The organism is Delftia sp. ASV31 (assembly GCF_016428765.1).
Taxonomy (GTDB): Bacteria; Pseudomonadota; Gammaproteobacteria; order Burkholderiales; family Burkholderiaceae_C; genus Comamonas; species Comamonas acidovorans.
Genome location: NZ_JAELTK010000002.1, coordinates 39,200 through 57,914 on the forward strand (window position 1 = coordinate 39,200; position 18,715 = coordinate 57,914).

At 66.4% G+C, this 18,715-nt stretch carries 16 protein-coding genes and 1 other RNA gene; 9 read left to right on the forward strand and 8 right to left on the reverse strand.

Translation table 11 applies throughout. The features are described 5' to 3' along the window. Positions 1–50 precede the first annotated feature (50 nt). Positions 51–1,535, reverse strand: coding sequence for a Ppx/GppA phosphatase family protein (locus JHD82_RS01070; protein ID WP_065346082.1), 1,485 nt, complete (start codon positions 1,533–1,535; stop codon positions 51–53). 245 nt (positions 1,536–1,780) lie between these two features. Here JHD82_RS01070 and pstS point away from each other — a divergent pair, with 245 nt between their 5' ends. The 7 genes from pstS to phoR all read left to right on the forward strand — a co-directional run bounded on the left by pstS (position 1,781) and on the right by phoR (position 8,577). Beyond that, complete coding sequence (gene pstS / locus JHD82_RS01075; protein ID WP_012206717.1) at positions 1,781–2,821, forward strand: phosphate ABC transporter substrate-binding protein PstS; 1,041 nt, start codon at positions 1,781–1,783, stop codon at positions 2,819–2,821. A gap of 171 nt (positions 2,822–2,992) precedes the next feature. Continuing rightward, on the forward strand, positions 2,993–3,931 hold the full coding sequence (gene pstC / locus JHD82_RS01080; RefSeq protein WP_012206716.1) for a phosphate ABC transporter permease subunit PstC: 939 nt from the start codon (positions 2,993–2,995) through the stop codon (positions 3,929–3,931). Between the two features lie 17 nt (positions 3,932–3,948). Beyond that, on the forward strand, positions 3,949–4,812 hold the full coding sequence (gene pstA / locus JHD82_RS01085) for a phosphate ABC transporter permease PstA (protein ID WP_034398840.1): 864 nt from the start codon (positions 3,949–3,951) through the stop codon (positions 4,810–4,812). 38 nt (positions 4,813–4,850) lie between these two features. Beyond that, positions 4,851–5,633 carry a phosphate ABC transporter ATP-binding protein PstB gene (gene pstB, locus JHD82_RS01090; protein WP_012206714.1) on the forward strand — a complete coding sequence of 261 codons (783 nt, stop codon included), beginning with the start codon at positions 4,851–4,853 and terminating at the stop codon, positions 5,631–5,633. Positions 5,634–5,646: 13 nt separating this feature from the next. Then, positions 5,647–6,348, forward strand: a complete 702-nt coding sequence (phoU, locus tag JHD82_RS01095; RefSeq protein ID WP_012206713.1) for a phosphate signaling complex protein PhoU — start codon at positions 5,647–5,649, stop codon at positions 6,346–6,348. A gap of 20 nt (positions 6,349–6,368) precedes the next feature. Then, positions 6,369–7,064 (forward strand): phosphate regulon transcriptional regulator PhoB, encoded by a 696-nt coding sequence (gene phoB, locus JHD82_RS01100; protein WP_199135156.1) that lies wholly within the window; start codon positions 6,369–6,371, stop codon positions 7,062–7,064. A 118-nt stretch (positions 7,065–7,182) separates the two neighbouring features. Next, positions 7,183–8,577, forward strand: coding sequence for a phosphate regulon sensor histidine kinase PhoR (gene phoR / locus JHD82_RS01105; RefSeq protein WP_012206711.1), 1,395 nt, complete (start codon positions 7,183–7,185; stop codon positions 8,575–8,577). Positions 8,578–8,607: 30 nt separating this feature from the next. Here the strand turns inward: phoR and JHD82_RS01110 are convergent, their stop codons facing one another. From JHD82_RS01110 to JHD82_RS01125, 4 genes are all read right to left on the reverse strand, one after another. Then, on the reverse strand, positions 8,608–9,975 hold the full coding sequence (locus JHD82_RS01110; protein WP_199135157.1) for an MATE family efflux transporter: 1,368 nt from the start codon (positions 9,973–9,975) through the stop codon (positions 8,608–8,610). Next, positions 9,972–11,711: a hypothetical protein gene (locus tag JHD82_RS01115; RefSeq protein WP_199135158.1), complete on the reverse strand. Its 1,740-nt coding sequence runs from the start codon at positions 11,709–11,711 to the stop codon at positions 9,972–9,974. The genes JHD82_RS01110 and JHD82_RS01115 overlap by 4 nt, the downstream gene beginning before the upstream one ends. 155 nt (positions 11,712–11,866) lie before the next feature. Further along, complete coding sequence (locus tag JHD82_RS01120; protein WP_012206708.1) at positions 11,867–12,112, reverse strand: type B 50S ribosomal protein L31; 246 nt, start codon at positions 12,110–12,112, stop codon at positions 11,867–11,869. A gap of 114 nt (positions 12,113–12,226) precedes the next feature. Continuing rightward, the gene (locus JHD82_RS01125) at positions 12,227–13,420 is read right to left on the reverse strand and encodes a citrate synthase family protein (RefSeq protein WP_199135159.1); all 1,194 of its coding nucleotides are present in this window, start codon (positions 13,418–13,420) and stop codon (positions 12,227–12,229) included. A 101-nt stretch (positions 13,421–13,521) separates the two neighbouring features. On the opposite strand from JHD82_RS01125, the gene JHD82_RS01130 reads away from it, so the two are divergent. After that, positions 13,522–14,931 (forward strand): CoA transferase, encoded by a 1,410-nt coding sequence (locus JHD82_RS01130; protein ID WP_199135160.1) that lies wholly within the window; start codon positions 13,522–13,524, stop codon positions 14,929–14,931. 73 nt (positions 14,932–15,004) lie between these two features. Here JHD82_RS01130 and rho read toward each other — a convergent pair whose 3' ends face one another. Together rho and trxA are read right to left on the reverse strand one after the other, a co-directional pair. After that, positions 15,005–16,267: a transcription termination factor Rho gene (gene rho / locus JHD82_RS01135; RefSeq protein WP_012206705.1), complete on the reverse strand. Its 1,263-nt coding sequence runs from the start codon at positions 16,265–16,267 to the stop codon at positions 15,005–15,007. A gap of 266 nt (positions 16,268–16,533) precedes the next feature. After that, positions 16,534–16,866 (reverse strand): thioredoxin TrxA, encoded by a 333-nt coding sequence (gene trxA / locus JHD82_RS01140; protein ID WP_012206704.1) that lies wholly within the window; start codon positions 16,864–16,866, stop codon positions 16,534–16,536. Between the two features lie 271 nt (positions 16,867–17,137). Here trxA and JHD82_RS01145 point away from each other — a divergent pair, with 271 nt between their 5' ends. Further along, on the forward strand, positions 17,138–18,514 hold the full coding sequence (locus tag JHD82_RS01145) for a TIGR03862 family flavoprotein (RefSeq protein ID WP_199135161.1): 1,377 nt from the start codon (positions 17,138–17,140) through the stop codon (positions 18,512–18,514). 65 nt (positions 18,515–18,579) lie between these two features. Here the strand turns inward: JHD82_RS01145 and ffs are convergent. After that, positions 18,580–18,676: signal recognition particle sRNA small type (gene ffs, locus JHD82_RS01150), an RNA gene on the reverse strand. Between the last annotated feature and the right edge of the window lie 39 nt (positions 18,677–18,715).

An 18,715-nucleotide genomic window follows, 5' to 3' on the forward strand; every position in this document is an offset into this window, starting at 1 on the left:
GGCCGGCCCCCCCGCGCCATCCCGGCGCAAGCCGAAGCGGGTGGCCGTGCTCAGTGCAGATGCAGCTGCAAGGTCCAGGGCGTCTTCTGCCATGCCACGGCCTCGGTGCGCAGCAGCTGGGCGGACTGGGGATAGCTTTTGGCCCAGCCTTCCGGCACGGTCAGGTGAAAGACGCTGTCCGAGCGATGCAGGCGCATGCCCTGCAGATCGGGGTCTCGCCGGGCATGGCACAGCTGCACGGCCAGCCGCAGTGCGAGCAAGGGCCAGGCCACGGCCTGGTCCTCGATGGCGGCTTCCAGCTTGCGCAGCTTGCCCTGGTGGCCGAGCACGAGCTGGGTGATGCGCGCGCGCAGCTCCACAGGCCATGTCGCGGCACCGCAGTGCTCGGTGATGTAGGCGCCGTGCCGGTGGTAGGCGCTCAGGGAGATGCGCATGCCGATCTCGTGCAGGCTGGCAGCCGTGTCCAGTGCATGCGTGGACAGGGCATCGGGCGGTTGTTGCGCGTGCAGCGATTGCCAGGCCCAGCGTGCCACCTTGCGCACGCGCAGCGCATGCGGGGCGTCAATGCCGAAGTCCTGCTGCAGCGCGGCAATTTCGGCTGCCTCGCGGTCGGCGGGGGGCTCGTGCTCCAGCAGGTCGTGCAAAACGCCCTGGCGCAGCGCGCCCTGGGCGACTTCCAGTTCATTGATGCCCAGCAGGCCCAGGGCCGCAATCAGGATGCTCAGGCCTCCGGCGATGACGGCGCGGCGGTCTTCCTTGAGTCCGGCCAGCCGGATGCGGTCCACATGGCCGGCCTCCATCAGCTGCTCATGCAGCCAGCGCAGGCTGTCGGGCGTGATCAGCCCGCCGGAATATCCGTTGGCAGCCAGGATGTCGCCCACGGCGTTGGCCGTGCCCGACGAGGCATAGGCGCAGTCCCATGCAGTGGCCGGGTAGGCCGAGACGGTCTGGGTGAGGGCCGCCTGCGCAGCCTTGATGGCGGCCGAGAAATGTGCGCGCGACAGCGTGCCTTCGCCAAAGAACTGCGTGCTCCAGGCGACGCTGCCTATGGGGTAGGAGGCCACCTGGCGCGCCTCGCCATGCTGGCCGATGATGACTTCGGTCGAGCGGCCGCCAATGTCCACCACCAGGCGCCGCTGCTGCGAGGGTGGCAACAGGCTGGAGACGCCGCGATAGATCAGCCGGGCTTCCTCCTCGCCCGAGATGACCTCGATGGGAAAGCCCAGCAGGGCGCTGCCGCGTGCGATGAAGACATCGCGGTTGCGGGCCTCCCGCAGGGTTTGTGTGGCCACGGCGCGGACCTGGTCGGCAGGAAAGCCGGCCAGGCGCTCGCCAAAGCGTGCCAGGCAGTCCCAGCCGCGTTGCATGGCCTCGTCGGTCAGCTCATGGTGCTCGTTGAGCCCATTGCCCTGGCGCACGGTCTCCTTGAGATATTCCACGCGCTCTATGCGCTGGTGGCTGCCGACGCGGCCTATTTCCAGGCGAAAGCTGTTGGATCCGAGGTCAACGGCGGCGAGCAGGGATTCTGGTGCCATGAAAGAAACGCCAATCAAGATTCGTCGAGCAGGAGTGCGCAGCGGTGCCGGGTGGCAGGGCTGCGCTTGTCTGGTGCCGGCTCGTGCGAGGCACAAGACTAAGACGGAATTGTGACACCGCGATGACCTGGGTCTTACAGACTATGGCCCAGCATTTGTGACGCCTTTTCTTCGTGTCACATCAATGTCACAAAGCCTTCTTACAGTCCAGCCATCGCATCTTTCAACCCCTAAGAGGTCTGTACATGAAGTTGTCTGTGATTCACATTCTGGTGGCTGGTGCTCTGTCTGCGGGCGGTATGGGCCAGGCCCTGGCCCAGCAGGAAGCCACCGGCGCCGGCGCCAGCTTCCCTGCGCCGCTGTACTCGAAGTGGGCCGCCGATTACCACAAGGCCACCGGCGTGAAGATCAACTACCAGTCCGTGGGCTCCAGCGCCGGCATCAAGCAGATCGAAGCCAAGACCGTGGACTTCGGTGCTTCGGACGAGCCGCTCAAGGACGACGAACTGGCCAAGAAGGGCCTGGTGCAATTCCCCACCGTGATCGGCGGCATCGTGCCCGTGGTCAACATCAAGGGCATCCAGCCCGGCCAGCTCAAGCTGACCGGCCAGGTGCTGGGCGACATCTACCTGGGCAAGATCACCAAGTGGAACGACGAGGCCATCAAGGCCCTGAACCCCGGCGTGACCCTGCCTGATGCCACCATCGCTCCCGTGCGCCGTGCTGACGGCTCGGGCACCACCTTCGGCTTCACGAACTACCTGTCCAAGGTCAATGCCGAGTGGAAGGAAAAGGTTGGCGAAGGCAAGGCCGTGAACTGGCCCACAGGTGCCGGCGGCAAGGGCAATGAAGGCGTGGCCGCCTTCGTGGGCCGCCTGCCCAACTCCATCGGCTACGTCGAGTACGCCTATGTCAAGCAAAACAAGCTGACCTACACACAGCTGCAGACCGCTGGCGGTGCCTTCGTGTCGCCCGACGACGCCACCTTCAAGGCCGCTGCCGCCGGTGCCGACTGGGCCAAGAGCTTCTACCAGATCCTGACTAACCAGCCCGGCAAGGATGCATGGCCCATCACCTCGGCCACGTTCATCATCATGCACAAGGCCCAGGACAAGCCCGCACAGGCCGCTGCCTCGCTGAAGTTCTTCGAGTGGGCCTACAAGTCCGGCGACAAGACCGCCACCGACCTGGACTACGTGCCCATGCCTGACGCCGTCAAGAACGTGATCTTCCAATCCTGGGGTCAAGTCAAGGATGCCTCGGGTACCGCGATTTCCCTGAAGTAAACCCTGAAAAGGGGCCGTGGCGCACCGCCGGCAGGTGCATCATGGCCCCCCTGATCTCCCCACAAACCGCGAATAAAGGCGCCTCACGTGTCCACAACGTCGCCCTCGAACTCGCTGGCCGCCTCTGCACAGGCTTCCCAGCGACGCACACCTTCTCCGCTACGCCCCCCGATGCTGTCGGGGCGCGTGGCGGATCGCTTGTTTGGCGCTCTCGCGCGTCTGGCCGCGCTGCTGACGCTGGGCCTGCTGCTGGCCATCCTGGCTTCGCTGCTGGTCGGCGCCTGGCCCGCCATCTATGAATACGGCCTGAGCTTTCTGGGCCGCAGCGTCTGGGACCCCGTTCGCAACGAATATGGCGGCCTGGTCATGATTTACGGCACGCTGGCCACTTCGGCCATCGCGTTGCTGATTGCGGTGCCCGTGAGCTTTGGCATCGCCCTGTTCCTCACCGAGCTGTCGCCCGCCTGGCTCAAGCGCCCGCTGGGCACCGCCGTCGAGCTGCTGGCCGCCGTGCCCTCCATCGTCTACGGCATGTGGGGCCTGATGGTCTTCGGTCCCGTGCTCTCCACCTATGTGCAGCAGCCGCTGCAAAAGCTGTTTCAGGGCGTTCCTTATCTGGAAGCCTTCGTGTCCGGCCCGCCCGTGGGCATCGGCATCCTGTCGGCCGGCATCATTCTGGCCATCATGATCATCCCCTTCATCGCCTCGGTGATGCGCGATGTGTTCGAGGTCACGCCGGCCCTGCTCAAGGAGTCGGCCTACGGCCTGGGCTCCACGACCTGGGAAGTGGTCTGGAAGGTCGTGCTGCCCTACACAAAGACCGGCGTGCTCGGTGGCGTGATGCTGGGTCTGGGCCGTGCGCTGGGCGAGACCATGGCCGTCACCTTCGTGATCGGCAACATGAACCAGCTCAACTCTCTGTCGGTCTTCGAGGCTGCCAACAGCATCACCTCGGCGCTGGCCAACGAGTTTGCCGAAGCGGGCGAAGGCCTGCACCAGGCTTCGCTGATCTATCTGGGCCTGGTGCTGTTCTTCATCACCTTCGTGGTGCTGGCCTGCTCCAAGGTGCTGCTCAACCGTCTGCAGAAGAATGAAGGAGCCCGCTCGTGAGCAGCACCTCCACCAAGATGATCAATGCCGCCGAACTGACGCGCGTGCGCCAGGCCAAGTACGCCAAGCGCAAGCGCGTGAACCAGGTGGCGCTGACCCTGTCGCTGGCTGCCATGGCCTTCGGCGTGTTCTGGCTGGTCTGGATCCTGTGGGAAACCATCACGCTGGGTATCGGCGGCCTGAGCCTGGCGCTGTTCAGCGAAATGACGCCTCCGCCCAATGAGGCGGGCGGCATTGCCAACGCCATCTTCGGCTCGCTGATCATGGTGGCGCTGGCCACCTTCGTCGGCACGCCCATCGGCGTGATGGCCGGTGTCTACCTGGCCGAATACGATGCGCGCGGCTGGCTGGCCAATACCACGCGCTTCGTCAACGACATCCTGCTGTCGGCGCCTTCCATCGTGATCGGCCTGTTCGTCTACACCGTGGTCGTGGCGCGCTTCAAGAGCTTTTCCGGCTACGCGGGCGTGGTGGCGCTGGCGCTGATCGTGATTCCCGTGGTCATCCGCACCACCGAGAACATGCTGGTACTGGTGCCTGCCAGCCTGCGCGAAGCGGCCTATGCACTGGGCACGCCCAAGTGGAAGGTCATCATCATGGTGACGCTGCGTGCAGCGCGTGCCGGCGTGATCACCGGCGTGCTGCTGGCCGTGGCCCGCATTGCCGGGGAAACCGCTCCGCTGCTGTTCACGGCGCTGAACAACCAGTTCTGGAATGCCGACCTGTCCAAGCCCATGGCCAGCCTGCCGGTGACGATCTTCAAGTTCGCGATGAGCCCCTACGAGAATTGGCAGCAACTGGCCTGGGCCGGCGTGTTCCTGATCACCGTGGCTGTGCTCGGTCTCAATATCCTGGCGCGGTTCCTGACCCGCCAGAAGTAATGCAGCAATAAGCAATCAACAAGGACAAGGATCACGCAATGACTGCGACCTCTTCCACCGCGCTGAACTCCTCCAAGCTGACGGTTCGCGACCTGAACTTCTACTACGGCAAGTTCCACGCCCTCAAGGGCATCAACCTGGACATCCCCGAAAAGAAGGTCACGGCCTTCATCGGCCCGTCGGGCTGTGGCAAGTCCACGCTGCTGCGCACCTTCAACCGCATGTTCGAGCTGTACCCCGAGCAGCGCGCCGAAGGCCAGATCATGCTGGACGGCGAGAACCTGCTGACCAGCAAGCAGGACGTGGCGCTGATCCGCGCCAAGGTGGGCATGGTCTTCCAGAAGCCCACGCCGTTTCCCATGTCCATCTACGACAACATCGCCTTCGGCGTGAAGCTGTTTGAAAACCTCAGCTCCTCCGACATGGACGACCGTGTGGAATGGGCACTGCGCAAGGCGGCCCTGTGGGGCGAGGTCAAGGACAAGCTGCAGCAAAGCGGCTCGGGCCTGTCCGGCGGCCAGCAGCAGCGCCTGTGCATCGCGCGCGGCATTGCCATCAAGCCCGAAGTGCTGCTGCTCGACGAGCCCTGCTCGGCCCTGGACCCGATCTCCACGGCCAAGATCGAGGAGCTGATTGCCGAGCTGAAGAACGACTACACCGTCGTCATCGTGACGCACAACATGCAGCAGGCAGCGCGCTGCAGCGACTACACGGCCTACATGTACCTGGGCGATCTGGTGGAATTCGGAGACACCGAGCAGATGTTCTTCAAGCCCCAGCGCAAGGAAACGGAAGACTACATCACAGGCCGCTTCGGCTGAGCAGGAGCAATCGATGAACGAAAAACACCTTTCCAGCCAGTTCGACAGCGAACTCAACCGCGTCTCTGCGCGCGTCATGGAGCTCGGCGGCCTGGTCGAGTCCCAGATCCGCCAGGCGGTCTATGCGCTGTCGCGCTTCAGCATCGAGGCCGTGGAGCAGGTCGATGCCGCGGAAAAGCGCGTCAACGCCATGGAAGTGGAGATCGACCACGAGCTCTCGTCCATCATCGCCCGGCGCCAGCCCACGGCGCGCGACCTGCGCCTGCTGATCGCCTTCTCCAAGGCGACGGCCAATCTGGAGCGCATGGGTGATGAAGCGCACAAGATGGCTCGCATGGTCAAGTCCATCATCGAAAGCGGTGCTGCGCGCTCCCTGCCCACGGGCGACCTGCGCACGGCGGCCGAGATGGCCTCGGGCCTGCTGCGCAAGACGCTGGACGCCTTTGCACGCCTGGACACCAAGGCGGCCGTGGCCATCCTGAAGGAAGATGATCTGATCGACCAGGAGTTCGACGGCTTCGTGCGCAAGCTCATCACCTACATGATGGAAGACCCTCGCACCATCTCGGCCAGCCTGGACCTGCTGTTCCTGGCCAAGGCCATCGAGCGCATCGGCGACCATTCCAAGAATGTGGCCGAGCTGATCATCTATCTGGTGGAGGGCAAGGATGTCCGTCACCAGACCATGGATGCCATTGAGTCGGCAGTGCTGTAAGTGCCGGAGGCGAACAACGGATGAAGAAGATGCCCATGGTCCTCATCGTCGAGGACGAGCCCGCCATCGCGGAGCTGATCGCTGTCAACCTGCGGCACAACGGCTTCCAGCCGGTCTGGGCCGAGGATGGCGTGACGGCTCAGCGCGAGCTGGATGCCGTGCTGCCCGACGTGATCCTGCTTGACTGGATGCTGCCCGGCGCCAGCGGCCTGTCCCTGGCGCGCAAATGGCGCGCGGACGGCCGCACCAAGGCCGTGCCCATTCTGATGCTCACGGCGCGCGGCGATGAACCGGACAAGGTGGCGGGGCTCGATGCGGGCGCCGATGACTACATCACCAAGCCCTTCTCGACCCAGGAGCTGCTCGCGCGCATCCGTGCCGTGCTGCGGCGCCGTGCACCCGAGCAGATCCAGGACAAGGTCAATATCGGCGAGCTGGTGCTCGATGCCGCCGCGCACCGCGTGAGCTGGCAGGGCGACATGATCAAGGTGGGGCCCACCGAGTTCAAGCTGCTGCACTACCTGATGAAGCACCCCGAGCGCGTGCACAGCCGTGCCCAGTTGCTGGACAAGGTCTGGGGCGATCACGTCTTCATCGAGGAGCGCACGGTGGACGTGCACGTCAAGCGGCTGCGCGAGGCGCTGGGAATGGCTGGTGCATTGATCGAGACGGTACGCGGCGCCGGCTACCGGCTCAGCGCGCAGGCGCTGGCCTGAGGCCGCTTTTTCCGCATGAATCCACGCATGGCCTTCACGGGTCATGCCAGGGCGCCGCTGCCCAGGGCAGCGAATACAACGCAAAGAAGGCGCAAGTATGGGTTGGCGAGGTTTCCGCTTGTTGGCGTCCCAGATCGCGGGCGCATTGCTGGGTTGGTGGCTCTGGGGCGTCATGTCCGCCTCCAGCCCCGGCATGGCCGCCCAGGCCGTGGCGGCCCTGACCGGGGCGCTGTGCGCGGGCTGGATCTGGTGGCTGGTGGACAGCTGGAACGCCATGCGCCTGCTGTCCTGGCTGCGCCAGTCGGAGCTGCGGGAGGCGCCCGAGCTCAGCGGCATCTGGGGTGAGGCCAGCGTGCGCATGCGCCGGTGGCTGCGCCAGAGCGTGCAGCAGGTGCAGCAGGGCGATCAGCGCCTCAACGACATTCTTTCCGCCCTGCAGGCCAGCCCCAATGGCGTGGTCCTGCTGGACGCCGATGGGCGCATCGAATGGTGCAACCAGATCGCGGCGCGGCAGTTCGGCTTCGATGCCGAACGCGACCTGCTGCAAAGCATTGGCAACCTGGTGCGCGACCCCGAGTTCAGCGCCTATTTCGCCACCCAGGATTTCTCACGCGACCTGGTCATGCAGGGCCGCGAAAGCACGGCCTCGCGGCCCGTCAAGCTGTCGGTGCAGCTGTATGGCTATGGCGAAGGGCGCAAGCTGCTGCTGGCGCGCGATGTCACTGCGGTGGAGCAGGCCGAGGCCATGCGCCGCGATTTCGTGGCCAATGTCTCGCATGAAATCCGCACGCCGCTGACCGTGCTCGTGGGCTTTGTGGAGACGCTGCAGAACCTGCCGCTGGAGCCCGAGGAGCGCAACCGCTACCTGGGACTGATGGCCCAGCAGGCCGAGCGCATGCAGCATCTGGTGGAAGACCTGCTGGCGCTGTCGCGCCTGGAGGGCAGCCCCTTGCCCAGCAGCAACGAATGGGTGCCCGTGGCCCAGCTGATGCAGCGCTGCGAGAACGAGGCGCGCGGCCTGTCTTCCATGCTCACGCGCAAGCAATCCCTGCCGCATGCGCTGAGCTTTCCGTCGGCAGAGATGCTGGCGCAGGCCGGTGAGGTGGCCGGCGCCAGCGCCGAGCTGCAAAGCGCTTTCTCCAACCTGCTGGCCAACGCCATGCGCTACACGCCGGCAGGCGGGCGCATCGAGGTGACCTGGGAGAGCCTGCCTGATGGATCGGCACGCTTTGCCGTGCAGGACTCCGGGCCCGGCATCGAACCCAAGCACCTGGCGCGTCTGACAGAACGCTTTTACCGTGTGGACCGCAGCCGTTCGCGCGACACCGGCGGCACGGGCCTGGGCCTGGCCATCGTCAAGCATGTGCTGCAGCGCCATGGCGCCAAGCTGGGCATCACCAGCGCGCCGGGCCAGGGGTCGGAGTTTTCCGTGACCTTTCCGGCCAGCCGCGTCCGCATCGCGGCCCCAGGCACACGCGAAGTCGGCGAGGCCCGCGAAAGCCGCGCCGCATAGGCGTGGTCGCGTGTCAACGGCGGTTGCCGTTCAGCGGCTTGTGGCTTTGCGCACGATGGCGCTGAACACCAGGGCCGTCACGAGCAGCGCACAGGCACTGCTGGCCCAGAACGGGGCGGGCGTGCCATGGTGCAGCCAGGCGGGCAGGGCGCTGTCCGTGCCGTAGGCCAGCCAGTATCCGCCGGCCAGTCCGCCGCCCCACAGCAGCAGGCAGTAGATGACCAGGGGCGCCACGGTGATGCGGTAGCAGCGCAGCACGAAGAGGCAGAAGGTCTGCACGGCGTCGGCCACATGGTAGGCAGCCACCCAGGCCAGCAGGCTGGCGGTAGTGGCCACCACCTCGGGGTTGCTGCTGTAGATGCGGGCCAGGCCCTCGCGGGACAGGAACAGTGCCGAGGCCAGCACCAGTCCACCCGTTGCCGCAAGCCGCCAGCCCATGGTGACAAGGCGGCGCGCCATGGCCTCTTCCCCCGCGCCGCGCCAGTAGCTGATCCGCGCGCTCGTGGCAATCGCCAGCGACAGGGGCACCATGTAGCACAGCGCCGCAAGATTGGCAGCAATCTGGTGGCTGGCCGAGGACAGCGTGCCCTGGCGCGCCACGAACAAGGCCATCAGCGTGAACGAGGTCACCTCCACCAAAATTGCCAGCCCTGCAGGAACGCCCAGTCGAGCGAACTGCGCCAGTTGCGGCCAGTCCGGGGGCTCCATGCGCTGCCACAGCGCCAGGGGCGCATACAGGCGCTGGCTGCGCATCAGCACGAATGCGAGGGCAACCATGGCGTAGTTCACCACCAGCGTGGCCCAGGCACAGCCCTCGGCGCCCAGCGCAGGCAGGCCGGCGCCGCCAAAGGCCAGCCAGATCGACAGGGGGATTTTCAGCAGCAGCGACAGCAACTGCAGCCAGGTCACCAGCAGGGGATGGCCCAGCGCCTGGTTCAGTGTGCTGTAGATGCGAAACAGCAGCGCGGCCGGAAGGCTCCAGGCCAGCACCGAAAGATAGGCCCGCACCTCCACCTGCAGCGGTGGCGGCACATCGGCCCAGCGCAGCAGAGCATCGGGAAACAGCAGCACGCCCATGCCCAGGGCGCAGGCGGCCAGCAGCATGTACATGGCCTGGCGCAGCGTGCGGCCTATGGCCTCGGGCTGTCCGGCCCCGCGATGCTCGGCCCACAGCGGCAGCAGGGCCTGGAAGATGCCCATCAGCGAGACATAGACACTCACGAAGATGGCCGAGCCCACGGACAGCGCTGCCAGCGCCTCTTCGGCGTAGCGGCCCGCCACGATGGTGTCGGTCACGCCGAAGGCCATCACCGCCAGCTGCCCGGCCAGCACGGTCAGCGCGTGCTGGGCGATGGTGCGTCGTTCGGTGCCCAGGGGCGCGCGTGCGGGCTGGTTCATGGCCTGGCCTGGGCGCGGCTCGCCTCGGGCCTGCGCTTCAAGACCAGCAGGAAGTCCTTGCGATCGGTGGGGCGCACCACGCGGGCCACGGTTTCCCAGGTGCCCTGCAGGCGCGCACTGTGCGGGTCCAGCCAGGTTTCTTCCTCGGCCACCATCCAGTCGCAGCGGGCGGCGCCGGCCATGCTCAGGCGTTGGGTGTCGATGTCGCCGTAAAAGCGCAGCGCCGCAATGTGCGCGCGGGGCAGGCCATAGGTTTGCACGCAGCTGCCGTCCTTGGGCAGTTCGGCCAGCACCTGTCGCATCTGCGGCTCGAAGCTGCGCGCGTGGTCCAGCAGCGGCAGCCACAGCGTCATCAGCAGCAGCCAGCCCAGCGTGGCGCCGCTGGCCGGCAGCACCAGGCTCTTCCAGATGGCGGCGCGGTTGCGCGATGTGCGCCAGGCGACGAGCACGCACCAGGCCAAGGTGGCGGCAACCGCCACGGCGAAGGAGAGCACCGAGAATTCCGGCGTGAACTGCGGAGCCAGCCTGGCCACATTGGCGGCCGGCTTGGCGGGAATGCCTGTCTGCAGCGAGAGCCAGATCACCCAGATGGCAATGGCGGCGGCGCTGAAGAACAGCAGGGTGAACCAGTCGATCAAGGCGCTGATGCTGCGGCGCAGCGTCGGCAGGGCAAAGGCTGCCAGCGTGGCGATGGCGGGCAGGCCCAGCAGCAGGGCACGGTCCGCAGGCAGCGTGCTCAGCGAAGCGATCACCGGAATGACGGCGAACCACAGCGGCAGCGCCAGATGGGGATAGCGGCGAGGCGCGGCGATCTGGCGGCGCCAGACCCACAGGGTCCACATGGCCAGCGGCCAGGCCGGCCAGCTGAACCACAGCAGCAGCCTGACCAGGCTTTGCCATTCCTTGGCGGTGCCGCTGTCCACAAGGCGCCAGGCCCATTGGTCCAGCCACCAGGACAGTGCAGCCGCCAGCAGCGTGACCCCCAGCCACAGCGCGGTCCAGATGCGCGCCTCGCGCGGCGCGGGCGAGGGCTCATCACCCCAGGTGCGCGAGAAAAACGCCATGGTCGCACCGCCCAGGCCGAACAGCGTGGCCACGGTGGGCGCGCCGCTCAGCGCCAGGCCCGGCAGGCCCAGCAGCAGCGCCAGCATGGCGGTGCGGCCGTGGTAGGGCATGGCTGCGGCGGCAAAGAACAGCAGGGCCGCGCAGCCGAGCTGGGTCATGTAGCTGGTGGTTTCATGGGAAAGCTGGGCCAGGCCCAGGCAGGCCACCAGGGCCAGCAGGCCGCCATCGGCCATGGCGCGCGCATAGTCGGTGGGCTGTGCCTCGCCGCCGAAGGCGAAGGCCACGGGGCGCGCGCCCGGCGTGCGCGCCAGGTAGTACACGCCCCACCAGGTGGCCGTCAGCGTAAGCACCAGCATGGCGATGAAGGGCAGGCGTGCCGCCATCTCCAGATGCAGCCAGGAAGGCGCTCCCTGCATGGCCAGCGCGCCAAGCCAGTACGACAGCAGGCCCTCGGATTCGGGCAGCAGGCCCGCCATGCGCGGTGCCAGCCACGAGGTATGGCCCAGGGCCAGCTCCCGCATGTAGCCGAAGGCCTCCATGTCGGCCATGCGCCAGGGGCTGCGCCCCACATATCCGGGCACGACATAGGCCAGGCACAGCAGCAGCAGCGACCAGCGGGGCAGGCGGCGCACGGCGCTTTGGGCAACGATGGCAGGGGTGGGCTGGTTCACTCACAGGACTTTCTGCAACGGAGGGCGCAAGAATACGCGAAGCAAGGGCCTCGAAAAGCGTGGAACATGGCTGGCCGGCAGGGATTGGCCGGACTGCGAAAAACAAAAGGGCAGCGCGGTTGCCCGTGCTGCCCTTCTGGCCGGAGAAGCAGGATTTACTTCTTGCCGAAACGGTTGCGGAAGCGCTCCACACGGCCGCCCATGTTGTCCACCGACTTTTGCGTGCCGGTGTAGAACGGGTGCGACTCGGACGAGGTGTCCAGCTTGAACAGGGGGTAGTCCTTGCCTTCGAAGGTTTCGGTTTCCTTCGTGTTCACGCAGGAGCGGGTCACGAACTTGAAGCCGTTGGACAGGTCCACGAACAGAACTTCGCGGTAGTTGGGGTGGATGCCTTCTTTCATGATCTTTCCTTCTGATGCAAGTGCGGTAGCCGTGCCTGACCCGCTGCAACCTTTGTAGCGGTTCAAATCAAGCGTACTTTCCGCAAGAAAAAGCCCTGCATTATCGCATAGTGCTCAGTTGCGTGCCAAGCCGGCGGGCCTGGGGCCCGTGTACGCCGCGCGTGGCCGAATGATCTGCCGTGTGGCGCGCTGCTCCAGCGCCTGTGCCAGCCAGCCAGCGCAGCGGCCCAGCGCGAACAGCCCGAAGGCGCTGCCCGCCGGCAACTGCAGGTGCCGCCGCAGGGCCACCAATGCGAAATCGACCGAAGGGGCCAGGCCAGTGAGTGCCATCACTTCGGCCGCCAGGGCCGCCGCCGGTCCCTGCCTGGGCAGCATTTCCAGCAGCAGGGCGGCGCGCACATCGCCTTCGGGGTAGAGGTGGTGGCCGAAGCCGGGCAGGGTCTCGCCGCGCGCCAGGCGCTGGCGCAGGCGTGCCGGGGCCTGCGCCTCGCCCAGCTCGTCCCAGAGCGCCTCGACGCGCGCGGTCGTGCCGCCGTGGCGCCCTCCCGTCAGGGCGGCAAGTCCTCCCACCACGGCCGCCCGCAGGCTGGCGCCCGTGGACGCCACGCAGCGCGCCGTGAAGCCGGAGGCGTTGAGTTCATGGTCGGCGCACAGCACCAGGGCCATGCGCACCAGGTCGGCGCCTTGTGTGTCCAGCGCCCAGGCCTGGGCGCATTGCAGGTGGATGGGGGCCTTGTCCGGCGCCGTGCCCAGCAGGCAGGCCGCCAGCAGGCGCAGGAGCGCTCCGCAGCCTGCCGCCAGCCGTTCGGGCGATTGCTGCCATGCGGCAGTGGCCGCGTCATCGCTGGCGACGGTGAACAGGGCCAGCAGCGTGTTTTCGCAAGGCTGGCCGGCCATGCGCTGCTGCAGGTCGGCCAGCACAGGGGCGGCCTCCACGGCGTGTGCGGCGAAGGCGGCATCGGCCGGGTATTGCCAGAGCAGGGCGGCGGTCTCTTCCAGCGTGTGCGAGCGTGCCCAGTCCACGGCGTCCTCGCCACGGTAGTAGAGGCGGCCCTGTTCTATCAGCGTGATCGATGACTCCAGCACCGGCAGTCCCCAGTTGAGCGCGGCCTGGGCGACTTCGCGGGGTTTGCGGCCCTGCCCGCGCTGGCGCGCGAGCTGCTCGACCTCTTCGCGCAGGTAGCGGCTTTCGCGCGGCGTGTCTGCCGCGTGGGCGTGCAGCAGTCCTCGGCTGACATAGGCATACAGCGTGGCGCGGCTCACGCCCAGCAGTGCGGTGGCTTCGGTCGAGTTCAGGTAGTCGGGCATGGATGTGATGATATGTTGATTTATTCAATCAATATTGACAATATTTTCTGGAAATCTATGGTGCGAGTTCCAACCCTTGTTTCCGTTGCCAGGAGTGCTCCATGTCCAGTCTTCCGTCCCCTTGCGCTTTTGATCACTGCGCCGCCCAGATCTGGGCGGCACTGGAAGGTGCCCAGGGCGCGCTGCACCGTCTGGAGATGTGCGGGCGAGGCGCCTTGGCCTCGGTGTTTCCGGTCTCCGATCTGGCGGCGGCCAGCCTGGGTGTGGCAGGCCTTGCCATCTCCGAGCTGGTGGCCCAATGCGGCGCTGCCGCGCCGCAGGTGGTGGTGGACCGCAGGCTCGCGTCCCTGTGGTTCGGCAGCAGCCTGCATCCATTGGGCTGGGAGATGCCCGCGCTGTGGGACGCCGTGGCCGGTGACTACCGCACGGCCGATGGCTGGATCCGCCTGCATACCAATGCGCCCCACCACCGTGCAGCGGCGCTGGCCGTGCTCGACAAGTCGGCCGATCGGGAGGCTGTAGCGACGGCGGTCAGGCGCTGGACGGCGCATGAGTTGGAGTCGGCCGTTGTCGCGCAGGGTGGCTGTGCCGCCGCCATGCGCGGGCTGGCTGCCTGGGCTGCGCATCCGCAGGGGCAGGCCGTGCAGCAGGAGCCTTTGCTGGCGTGGCAGATGCATCCGCAGCCGGGCCAGCCCTTCAGTTTCAGTGCTGGTGCGTGGCAGCCATCGGCGCAGCGGCCGCTGCAGGGGCTGCGCGTGCTGGATCTGACGCGCATCCTGGCCGGTCCCGCCGCCACGCACTGGCTGGCGGGCCATGGTGCCGAGGTGCTGCGCATCGATCCGCCCGGTTGGGAGGAGCCGGGTACGGTGCCTGAAGTCACGCTGGGCAAGCGCTGTGCCCGGCTGGACCTGCGCGCGCCCCAGGATCGTGCCGTGTTCGAGCAACTGCTGGCCGGCGCCGACGTGCTGGTCCACGGTTACCGGGACGGTGCGCTGGAGGGGCTGGGATTCGGGGCCGCGTGGCGCCGTCGGCTGAATCCCTCGCTCATCGATGTGTCGCTCAACGCCTATGGATGGAGCGGGCCCTGGCAGCAGCGGCGCGGCTTCGACAGCCTGGTGCAGATGAGCGCCGGCATTGCCGATGCAGGCATGCACCGGCTGGGCCGTGACCGGCCCACGCCCCTGCCGCTGCAGGCGCTGGACCACGCCACCGGCTATCTGATGGCTGCCGCCGTGGTGATGGCGCTGGTGCGGCGCATGCAGGGGCAGGGCGGCAGCACGGTGCGCGCCTCGTTGGCGCGCACGGCGCATCTTCTGGCGGGGCATGGCGTGGGCGACCCGGATGCCTGCCCGCTGGCGCCGGTGAACGGTGCCGAGGATTTCAGCGCGGCGATCGAGGCGACCTCCTGGGGCGCGGCGCGGCGCCTGCGGGCGCCGGTGGAGGTGGCGGGTGCGCCCATGCACTGGGAGCGCGCGGCCTGTGCGCTGGGCACGTCTGTCGCAGCGTGGTGAGACGGGCGGCTGGAATGCAAAACGCCCCGCGTGAGCGAGGCGTCTGTAGGGGCCGTGGGCTGGATCTCTGAGATCAGCCGCCGCGGCGCATCATGTCGAAGAAGTCCACGTTGGTCTTCGTGGCCCGCATGTTCTTGATCATCAGCTCCATGGCCTCGATCTCGTCCATGTTGTACATGAACTGGCGCAGGATGCGGGTCTTTTGCAGGATCTCGGGAGCCAGCAGCAGTTCTTCGCGGCGTGTGCCGCTCTTGTTGAGTTCGATGGCGGGGAACACGCGCTTTTCGTAGAGACGGCGGTTCAGGGCCAGTTCGCTGTTGCCCGTGCCCTTGAACTCTTCGAAGATCACTTCGTCCATGCGGCTGCCGGTATCGACCAGGGCCGTGGCGATGATGGTCAGCGAGCCGCCTTCTTCCACATTGCGTGCCGCGCCGAAGAAGCGCTTGGGGCGCTGCAGGGCGTTGGAGTCCACGCCGCCCGACAGCACCTTGCCCGACGAGGGCACGACGTTGTTGTAGGCGCGGGCCAGGCGGGTGATGGAGTCCAGCAGGATGACCACGTCCTTCTTGAGCTCGACCAGGCGCTTGGCGCGCTCGATCACCATCTCGGCCACGTGCACGTGGCGCGTGGCGGGCTCGTCGAAGGTGGAGGCGATGATTTCGCCCTTGACCGAGCGCTGCATCTCGGTCACTTCTTCGGGGCGCTCATCGACCAGCAGCACCATCAGGTGCACGTCGGGATGGTTGGCCGTGATGGAGTGGGCGATGCTCTGCATCATCATGGTCTTGCCGCTCTTGGGCGGTGCGACGATCAGCGCGCGCTGGCCGCGGCCGATGGGGGCGATGATGTCGATGATGCGGCCGGTGATGTTCTCCTCACCCTTGATCTCGCGCTCCAGGCGCAGCTGCTGGGTGGGGAACAGGGGGGTCAGATTCTCGAACAGCACCTTGTGCTTGTTCTGCTCGGGCGAGCCGCCGTTGACGGAGTCGAGCTTGGTCAGTGCGAAGTAGCGCTCGCCATCCTTGGGCGTGCGCACTTCACCTTCGATCATGTCGCCGGTGTGCAGGTTGAAGCGGCGGACCTGGCTGGGCGAGATGTAGATGTCGTCGGTGCTGGCCGTATAGCTGGTGTCGGGGCTGCGCAGAAAGCCGAAACCGTCCGGCAGGATTTCCAGCACGCCGTCGGCGAACACTTGTTCGCCTGCCTTGGCTCGCTTTTTGATGATGGCGAACATCAACTCTTGCTTGCGCATGCGACCGACGTTTTCGATCTCAAGCGCTTCGGCCTGCTTCAGGACTTCAGACACGTGCAGTGCCTTGAGTTCATTAAGGTGCATGGAGTGACTCCAGAACGGAGTGGAAAGAAACCAGGGGAAGGCGTTGAGCCAAGCGAAACACTGTGGAAGTGGGCTGGCTTGCCTGAGGGTCTCAGCGCGGCCTTCAATGCATAAGGCCGGTGATGAAGGGCATTATGACAGGAAAAAATCCGAAGGTCACAGGGAAATTTGCGCTGGCGCCTCGTTTATGTGCCAGTGCGATGCGGTGCTGCGGCCAACGCCGGCCCGCATCTGTGACGGCCCCGTGTGCGGGGCCGTCGGGGGAATCAGGCCAGGTGCTGTTCCAGGAAAGCGGACAGCTGTGCCTTGTTGAGGGCGCCCACCTTGGTGGCGGCCAGCTGGCCATCCTTGAACAGCATCAGCGTGGGAATGCCGCGGATGCCGAACTTGGCGGGGATCTCGCGGTTCTCGTCCACATTCATCTTGGCGATGGACAGCTTTTCCTTGTAGGTCTGCGCTGCTTCGTCGAGGATGGGGGCGATCATCTTGCAGGGGCCGCACCATTCGGCCCAGTAATCGACCAGCACCGTGGTGCCAGGCTGCAAGACGTCGGCTTCAAAGCTTGCGTCGGAGATGTGTTTGATCAGTTCGCTGGCCATGGGTGGAGTCCTTGATTTTTCGCAATGAGGAAGGCGCAGGAAAATCCGCACCGCAAAAAGATTGTGACAGAAACCTATCACCTGCTGCACCGTATGGGCGGTAGCTCAATGCTATGACTGTCATAGCTGTTTATGGGGTGGCGACAGGGTTGCCGGGACTCCGGGAATTAGTGGCGCCTGCGCGCAGACCGGCCTGCGGCAGGGTATTCTGCGCGCCCGCGCTGCAGGCATATGTGCCGGCCGGCAGCGCCAAGTTGAATGCGAGCATGGAATGGAAACTGATGTGATGGATGCTTTTGAACCCGGTGCGGCAGCGCGCACGATGGACTGCGATGTGGCGGTGATCGGTGCGGGGCCTGCGGGCCTGATGGCGGCCGAAGGGCTGGCCGGCAAGGGGCTGGATGTCCATGTGTTCGAGGCCAAGTCCTCCGCTGGGCGCAAGTTCCTCATGGCAGGCAAGGGCGGGCTCAACCTGACCCATTCCGAAAACCTGCCCGCCTTTGTCTCCCGCTACGGCGAGCGCAGTGCCGAGGTGTCGCGCTGGCTGGAGCTGCTGTCCCCGGATCAACTGCGTGCCTGGACCGGTGAACTGGGCGTGGAAACCTTTGTGGGCAGCTCGGGCCGCGTATTCCCCAAGGACATGAAGGCTGCGCCCTTGCTGCGTGCCTGGCTGGTGCGTCTGCAGACCCAGGGCGTGGTGCTGCACACGCGCCACCGCTGGGTGGGCTGGCAGGACGGCGATGCGCTGGGCTTTGATACACCCGAAGGGCGGCTGCAGGTGCGTGCAAGGGCCGTGGTGCTGGCATTGGGCGGTGGCAGCTGGGCGCGCCTGGGCTCGGATGGCGCCTGGCTGCCCTTGCTGGAGCAGCGCGGTGTTGAAGTCGCTGCGTTGAAGCCTTCCAACTGCGGGTTCGATGTGGGCCTGGATGGCGCGGCTTCGGGCGGACAGATCGATCGCCGGGAGTTCATGGCCGAGCTGCTGGGCGCCAGCCCCCAGCCTGCGCGCGGCTGGAGTCCTTATTTCACCGAGCGCTTTGCGGGCCAGCCGTTCAAGTCGGTGGCGCTGTCCTTTGATGATGGCAAGGGCCATGTTTTCTCGCGCAAGGGCGAATTCATTGCCACGACCACGGGCGTGGAAGGCAGCCTGATCTATGCCGTCTCTGCGGCGCTGCGCGAAGCGATTGCGCGGGACGGGCAGGCCACCGTCCATCTCGACCTGCTGCCCCAGTTGACGCCCGAGCGCGTGCTGGTGGAAGTGCGCCATCCACGCGGCTCGCGCAGCCTGGCCAGCCATCTGAAGGGGCGCCTGGGCCTGGACGGCATCAAGGCCGCCGTGCTGCATGAGGTGCTGGGCAAGGAAGGTGTGGCCGACCCTGTGCGGCTGGCCCATGCCATCAAGGCCCTGCCCATCACCGTGGTGGCGGCCCGACCCATTGACGAGGCCATCAGCACCGCAGGCGGCGTGCGGCTGGAAGCTCTGGACGCCAACGGCATGTGCGCAGCCGCTCCTGGCGTTTTCTGCGCCGGCGAGATGCTGGACTGGGAGGCTCCCACGGGCGGCTACCTGCTGACGGCGTGCATGGCCAGCGGCCTGCAGGCGGCGCAAGGCGTTGCGCGCTATCTCAAGGTGGATGGCGCAGAGCGTTAAGGAGGAGAGGGTGCCGCAGCGGGCCTGGACGGGGCAGGCGCCCGCAGGGCCTGCTGTTCAATGAAGGTGACGAGCCTTGCCCTCGGCACTGGTTTCACGGTTAGGGCTGCTTGGTTCCCCACCTGACCCGGTTGGCCGCTTCCCCATGCGAGGAGGCCCGTCACTCTCGATTATAGGGGCAAACACCGGGCCGCCCGGACG